Here is a 6,851-nt window from a genome sequence, read left to right on the forward strand (position 1 = left end):
GGAGGGCCCGGGCCTCGCGCACCCCGCCTGCCGTCGGCGTTCCCAGCACCATCGTCATGGCCGGGATCCGACACCCCATCCCGGAGATCTGCAACCCATTGACCGGAAATCCTGCCGATCACGGTGGCTCTCCGGTCCGGTTGCTGAGCGGTCGCGGGACGTCGCACACTGACAATAGGCACCTCCACAGGCCTGATGGCCCCCTCCGACTCTGAAACCTCACCCGCACCCGGTCTCCGGCGGACGAGACAGCGAAATGATGCGCATCACCGAGAGTTCGCGGACACCGCAGGTGAATCGCAGAAATTCAAGAAGTGGGCACCATGAAGCTGCTAGCGGAAATCGACAAGGTAGTCGCCACCGGAAAGGTGGTGGCTTCAGCGGACGACGAAGCCGTCGCGGACATCGTCATCGCCACGATCGCGAGTGGCATCTCGGCTTCGTTCTACCTGACCCGCACCCAGGCCGCTGTCATCAAGGAGCGGTTCTGGACTCCGGAGCGGATTCGCCGCACGGGGCTCCGCCCGATATCCCCTGAGGAAACCGAAAGGATTCGAGTAGAGCTGGGCGTCAGGGTCGCGAACTTCAGATGCGCCCCGATCACGTGCGCCTGCGGCCACGTCTACGACGCATTCGACTTCATTCAGCAAGGGATTCGCGAACACGGCCTCGATGTCGTCAATTCTGTGTTCTCCCTGAAGGATTCGACGTTCCTCCAGGTCAATCCGTCGTTCACCCCGATCTGCCCCGCGGACGACCAAAAGCTGAGCCGTACCCACGGCGCCGACGACGGCTTCGAATACGACTGCGACGAGTACGGCGGGTGCTGCTACCAGGAGTGATGCGAGGACGTTCTGCGGGTGTCGGCAGTCGTTCCTCCGTCACTCGGCCAGGGCCGCGCGGAGGAACGCGAGGATCTCCGCCCGGGCGGCCTCGGCCTGTGGTTCCAGGCCGGGCAGGGTGAGGAACGCGTGCTTGGCTCCCGGGTATTCGGAGAGCCGCACGGGGGTCCCTGCCTCGCGCAGCCGCTCGGCGTAGCTGCGGCCGTGGTCGGCGACCGCGTCCCGGGTGGGCACCACCACCAGCGCCGGGGCGAGCCCGCTCAGGTCGTTCGCGTGCAGCGGTGAGACCGCGCCGGCGTCGGCCCCCGGCGGAACGGCGAGCCGCTGGAACAGCCGCAGCAGCGGCAGGGCCGGGGGCGGGTTGTCCGCGTACTCGGCGATCGAGGGGTGGTCGAACATCCCCGTCCCGGTCACGTCGACCACCGGATTGACCAGCACCTGTGCCTTGAGCTCCACGCCGGCCTCCCTGGCCCTGATCGCCGTCAACGCGCCGATCAGCGCGCCGCAGCTCTCACCGAAGACGGCCGTGCGCGCCGGGTCGACACCCCACTGCGCGGCATGCCGCACCACGTGCTCCAGCACGCCCCAGCCGTCGTCGGCGGCGTCCGCGAGCGGGCTACCGGGGGCGAGGAGGCGGTGCTCGACCGAGACGACCAGCGCGGGCAGCTCGACGGCGAGGTGGCTGTTGGCCCAGTCGCACTGGGTCGCCGTGCCCACGAAGCCGCCGCCGTGGACATGGACCACGAGTGGCAGGTCGGTTCGGGCGCCGGCCTCGCCCTCCCCCGTCGACACCGGCCGGTACACCCGGACCGGAACGTCGCGGCCGGGCAACGCCACCTGCCGCCAGGCGATCGCGGCGCCGGGATCGGGTTCCCCGAGGACGGCCCGAGCCGCGCCCGACGCCCGCCAGCGGTTCTCCGTGTCGCGGTAGGCGAGCAGTTCCTCGGTCGTGATCGCCGAGAGGTCCGGCTCCGGCGGCCGTGTCGCGAACGCGCTGCCACTCATGTGTCCTTCTCCCCCTCCCGGCCGGGTGCCGGGGTCTCGTTGCGGTCGGACTGTGCGTTGCACCGATTATGCACGCGGTGCGTGCAACAGCAAGTGCACGAGCAAGCGCATGAGCAAGTACAAGAGCAAGTGCATGAGCTAGGCTGAGTCCGGACGAGCGACGGGAGGGGCGGGATGACCGGCCGAAGGCGATGGTCGACCGAGGAGATCCTGGACACCGCGGCGGAACTGCTGCGCACGAGCGACGCCGAGTCGTTCAGCGTGCGCAAACTCGCCGCGGCACTCGGGACCGACTCCTCCAGCCTCTACCGGCACTTCCGGAACAAGACCGAACTGCTGCGCGCGGTGGCCGACCGGATCCTGCTGGCCTCCATGGACGGCTACCGCCCCGAAGGCGACTGGAAACAGCGCATCACCGCCCTGGCCCTGCGCCTGCGCGAGGCCTTCGGCGAGCAACTCCAACTCGCCGCGGTGTGGGGACGCTACGGGTCCGGCGGCACCGGATCCCGCATGGTCATGGAGGAACTGCTGCAGGCCCTGCGCGCGTCCGGCCTGCCCGACGAGGAGGTCGCGGTGCGGTACCACCGCATCGTCATCCTCCTCGCGGCACTGATCTCCTCCGAGGCCGGCATCAGCACCGTCACCCCCGAGGAGTACGAGCAGGGCATGGAGCAGTTCCGTGTCGCCGTACTCGGCGCCGACCCCGAACGCTTCCCCGCCCTGGCCCACTTCGCCCGCGACATCCGCCCCCTCGGAGCGGACCGCCGCGCCGCATTCGAGGAAATCCTCGCCGCCCACCTCGCCCAGATCGACGCCCTGCTCCCCTGACGTGCCGGACCGTGGGTGCCGTGCGGTCGCGTAGATCGTTCATCTGTAGTCTTTAACCGGTTCTCGGGCTTCCTGGCCGACCCCCGCGTTGCCGCCGACGAGCCGGCCCGCGTGGACCGGGCCGTGCTGGAACGCTACCTCGCCGACCTGGCCCTCGACCCGCGCTCAACGCATTCCCGCAGCCGGGACATCAGCTCGCTGAACGCCTTCTTCCACGCCGTTCGCCGCCACGGCTGGGACCAGGGCCACCCGGCGAACACGACCTTCTACCCCGACGACTTCCCCCGCCCCGACAAGCGGCTGCCCCGGGCTCTGGCCGAGCACGTGATGGCCCAGGTCGAAAAGAGCGCCGACCTCGACCGCTGGCACACCCCCGACGGCCGGGTCCTGACCTTGATCCTCATGCGCTGCGGGCTGCGGGTCGGTGACGCCTGCCACCTGGCCTTCGACTGCATCATCCGGGACACCGACGGCGCCGCTTACCTGCGCTACCTCAACCGGAAGATGAAACGCGAAGCCCTGGTCCCCATCGACGAGGAGGTCGAGGGCGAGATCGCCGCCCAGCAGCAGCGCGTCCTTGAGCGCTGGCCCGGCGGCCGCCAGTGGCTGTTTCCGGCGCCTCGGATGAACCCCGACGGCACTCGGCCACTGACCACGCACTCCTACCGCGGCCAGCTCGACCGCTGGCTGGAGCGATGCGACGTCCAGGACGAACACGGCCGACCGGTCCACCTGACGCCCCAGCAATGGCGCCACACTTTCGGAACCAGGCTGATCAACCGGGACGTCCCGCAGGAAGTCGTACGCGTCCTTCTCGATCACTCTTCGAGCGAGATGACCGCCCACTATGCCCGGCTGCACGACTCCACGGTCCGCCGGCACTGTGAGAAGGCCCGCAAGGTCAACATCAAGGGCGAGAGCGTCACCGTCGATCCCTACGGCCCTCTGGCCGAGGCCACCTGGGCAGAACAGCGGCTCGGGCGCGTGACCCAGGCCCTGCCCCAACGGCTACTGTGGCCTGCCGGTGCAACGGACCTGTCCGCATGCCAACGCGTGCCTGACGTGCCCGATGTTCGTCACGACCCCCGAGTTCCTGCCGCAGCACCGCGAGCAGAAGCAGCAGCTACTGCAGATCGTCTCCGCAGCCGAGGCCCGCGGCCAAGCCCGCGTGGTCGAAATGAACCGCCAGGTTCTCGGCAACCTGGAGAAGATCATCACCAGCTTGGAAGACGACCTCGGACGGCCGGAGGCGAGTGCCGATGCGAGCTGACAACAGCCAGCACATCGTCGACGCCGCCCGTCGCCGCAGTGAGTACACCCGCGCCAAGGCCGTCCAGGCCCTCCGCACCCTCGACCTGGCAGTCGAGCCGGTGACCTTCGAGACCGTCGCGAAGCGGGCCGCAGTGTCCCGGTCCTGGCTCTACGCCCAGCCGGACCTGCGAGAGGAGATCGAGCGCCTTCGGGCAGCACACCGCCGCGACCCCGGCTCGCCGGTTCCTGCACGCCAGCGCACCTCCGACGCTTCCTTGCTACGACGCCTTGAAGCCGCCAACACCCGTATCCGGCGCCTCACCGAGGAGAACCAGCAACTTCGCGAGCAACTCGCCCGTGCTCTCGGCGAACAACGCGCCGCGACAACTCGCACCAGCCCACAACGGGCCGCAGGCAAGCCTGTCGATGGTCACGTAACGCCCCACCGTCAGCGCCAACCTCCCCGCCCACACGGGCGAGCTGATCGTGCCGAGGAGTAGACGCGTGCTCCGCGCGGCCCTGCGCATCCCGGGGCTACACCAACGGCAGGAGCGCCAGCGCCTCTTTCGCATTGTGCTCGGCGATCTCCTGCATGAACGCCCGGTCGGGGAAGTCCCCATCGAGGAGACGCAGTGGACCGGCCACCAGCGACAGGCGCATCGCGAGCATGTAGAGGTCGAGCCGCTGCGGATCGAGACCGGGCCGGGCCAGTGCGACGTACCGCTCTCCGAAGCGGATCTGGAGGAACACATGCTCCCACTCGACGTCGAAGTACATCAGCCCCTCGATGTCGATCAGGACGGGGCGCCCGTCGGCATCAACCAGGACGTGGTCGGGTCCGAGTTCTCCGTGGATCAGCCCGTATGCGGTGCGAGGACTCACTCGATCGGCCAGTTCCTGCAGACGGTCGCGCAATGCGGCGTCGGCCGCCGCGATGCGACCGTCGCGCCCCGCCGCCTCCTCAAGGTCCCGCAGGGCACGGTCGAGGACCCGTCGCTCGCACGAGACCTTGGACACGGATCCGCCCCGCTCCAGCAGGTCCACCCTGCCGTAGCGCTGGCCCTGGTGTCGGTGCATCACCTCAAGCATCTCGGCGAGGTCGCCCAGGGTTCCCGCAGCGCGCGTCGGATCGGTTTCCAAGAGTGCTTCGAGCGTACCGCCGGAGACGTCCTCAACCACGGCGACGTCCGCCGGATAGTGGCGTCGGCTGTCATCCGCCAGGAGTACTTGCGGAACCCGTGCCCCGAGGATGTCCAAGCTCCGCTGCGCGGTCAGGAACGGGACCAGCCCGGAGGCGGGCGCGAACGGGTCAGCTGGATCGGCCTCTCGCGCGCCTGGCCAGAAGTTCTCAGCATCGGCCCAGCTGTAGACGATCACACTCGCTGTGCGGGTTCCATCAAGGCGGACCCGGTACACCCCTTTCTTGCTCCCCCCACGCAGCCGGTCCACCGCGACTACGCGGCATCCCGATCCGAGCGCGTCACGCACAAGCCCCGACAGGTCTTCGATCTCCGCGAATTGCCGCATCCGCGGAACCTACTGGAGGCGGCGCCGCGCGTGCCACGGGATATCTCCCTCACCTCCGACTGCCGACGAACGACGCACGTCCAAGATGCCGCCCAACCGCATCGAGGCAATAACGCCTGCCCTCAACGCACAACTTGCGCGGACGGTCTCCGGAGCCCGGAAGTCCACGCTGACGGTGGGGAACCACGTAACAACGACAAGCGATCCCAGGTCGGTAACGATCGGCCTCTGAGGAAAGGACCTCCGATGCCCTCATTCGCCACGTCGCGGACAATCACCGCAACGCAAACACGCAGGTCAACAGCCTGTCGAGCCAGCGAACTCAAGATAATCCAGCAGCAGGTCGGCCACGAGTGCGACAGCTCCCTGGCCATCTGTACGCACGTCAGCGACGACTTCATGAACACTTCCCTGCACAAGGCACTGGCGCCGGCGTTCGCCGGGGCCTGACAGGAGGGATCCGACGATGGCCGCCAAGCTCGACTACCAGTGGCACCTGCGCAAGGTCATGGCGGACCGCGGGATGTTCTCCACCACCGACCTCCTGCCGCCGCTCGCCGAACGCGGAATCACCCTGTCGTCGAGCCAGGTCTACCGGCTCGTCGTCGAGCGACCGGAGCGACTGAGCCTGAAGATCCTCATGCCCTGCTCGACATCCTGGACTGCACCATGGACGACCTCATCGAGCCCATCGCTGTGGCCGGGGCCGCGAGGAAGCCGAAGAAGGCCGCCGCCAGCAGCGGCGGGGAACCCGCGGAAGGGCTCGGCGGACTGCGGCCGAAGCGGGCCAGGAACAGGGGTGTCGACCGGCCGTGACCACCGCTGACCATCACGGCCACGCCGTCACCGACCCGATCGGCCTGATGACCGATCTGATCACCGACGTCGAGAAGGGACTCGGGCCCGCCGTCATCGCGGTCGCGGGCGGCCGGGCGAAGTCGCGCCGCCTCGCCCAGGCCCTGGCGATGCGGCCTCCCGTCCTCACGGACGGCCGGTCCCCGGCACCGCGGGCCATCGGCGACCTGCTCATCGAGCTCCGCAATGCCGGCGCGTCGGCGATCTCGCCACCGGTCTGCGCCGAGTGCGGCAAGAACCTGCGGACCCTCCAGCGCCAGGGCCAGGACTGGTACTGCTCGCTCTGCGGCCAGGAGACCGCGGAATGCGCCGCCTGCGGCAACACCCGGCGCCTGGCCTTCCGGGACCGCAAGGGCCTGCCCCGCTGTTCGATGTGTCCCGACCCCGACGACCGCGATCCCGTTGACGTCGTCCACGAAGTGATCGCCGCGATCTCCCCGGACGCCGACCGTGACGTGATTGCCGAGGGGTCAGACCGCCTCGTGGGCGGCGTCGTCGCTGCACAGGTCGGCCGCGCAGCTGGGCGGTCAGGTGCCGCAGGAC

At 69.0% G+C, this 6,851-nt stretch carries 7 protein-coding genes and 2 pseudogenes; 7 read left to right on the forward strand and 2 right to left on the reverse strand.

Annotated elements, in window-relative coordinates:
• Nucleotides 1-323 precede the first annotated feature (323 nt).
• Nucleotides 324-842 (forward strand): hypothetical protein, encoded by a 519-nt coding sequence (locus ACIQOV_RS20020; protein ID WP_401050179.1) that lies wholly within the window; start codon nt 324-326, stop codon nt 840-842.
• A gap of 39 nt (nt 843-881) precedes the next feature.
• On the opposite strand, the gene ACIQOV_RS20025 is transcribed toward ACIQOV_RS20020, so the two are convergent.
• Entirely contained in the window at nt 882-1,847 is a 966-nt protein-coding gene (locus tag ACIQOV_RS20025; protein WP_401050182.1) for an alpha/beta hydrolase, read from the reverse strand.
• A 174-nt stretch (nt 1,848-2,021) separates the two neighbouring features.
• Between ACIQOV_RS20025 and ACIQOV_RS20030 the strand changes: the two genes are divergently transcribed.
• The 4 genes and pseudogenes from ACIQOV_RS20030 to ACIQOV_RS20045 all read left to right on the forward strand — a co-directional run bounded on the left by ACIQOV_RS20030 (nt 2,022) and on the right by ACIQOV_RS20045 (nt 4,426).
• Complete coding sequence (locus ACIQOV_RS20030) at nt 2,022-2,675, forward strand: TetR/AcrR family transcriptional regulator (protein ID WP_401050184.1); 654 nt, start codon at nt 2,022-2,024, stop codon at nt 2,673-2,675.
• Nucleotides 2,676-3,077: 402 nt separating this feature from the next.
• Nucleotides 3,078-3,479, forward strand: a pseudogene (locus tag ACIQOV_RS20035) (tyrosine-type recombinase/integrase); the annotation flags it as partial.
• Between the two features lie 265 nt (nt 3,480-3,744).
• Nucleotides 3,745-3,945: a hypothetical protein gene (locus ACIQOV_RS20040; RefSeq protein WP_401050193.1), complete on the forward strand. Its 201-nt coding sequence runs from the start codon at nt 3,745-3,747 to the stop codon at nt 3,943-3,945.
• Complete coding sequence (locus ACIQOV_RS20045; protein WP_401050186.1) at nt 3,935-4,426, forward strand: DUF6262 family protein; 492 nt, start codon at nt 3,935-3,937, stop codon at nt 4,424-4,426. Before ACIQOV_RS20040 ends, ACIQOV_RS20045 begins: the two co-directional genes overlap by 11 nt.
• A 34-nt stretch (nt 4,427-4,460) precedes the next feature.
• On the opposite strand, the gene ACIQOV_RS20050 is transcribed toward ACIQOV_RS20045, so the two are convergent.
• The gene (locus tag ACIQOV_RS20050) at nt 4,461-5,453 is read right to left on the reverse strand and encodes a phosphotransferase family protein (RefSeq protein ID WP_401050189.1); all 993 of its coding nucleotides are present in this window, start codon (nt 5,451-5,453) and stop codon (nt 4,461-4,463) included.
• 466 nt (nt 5,454-5,919) lie between these two features.
• Here ACIQOV_RS20050 and ACIQOV_RS20055 point away from each other — a divergent pair, with 466 nt between their 5' ends.
• Complete coding sequence (locus tag ACIQOV_RS20055) at nt 5,920-6,279, forward strand: helix-turn-helix domain-containing protein (protein ID WP_401050191.1); 360 nt, start codon at nt 5,920-5,922, stop codon at nt 6,277-6,279.
• Nucleotides 6,266-6,851, forward strand: a pseudogene (locus tag ACIQOV_RS20060) (hypothetical protein); the annotation flags it as partial. The gene ACIQOV_RS20055 and the pseudogene ACIQOV_RS20060, both read left to right, overlap by 14 nt.

The organism is Kitasatospora sp. NPDC091257 (assembly GCF_044757675.1).
Taxonomy (GTDB): domain Bacteria; phylum Actinomycetota; class Actinomycetes; order Streptomycetales; family Streptomycetaceae; genus Kitasatospora; species Kitasatospora lactacystinica.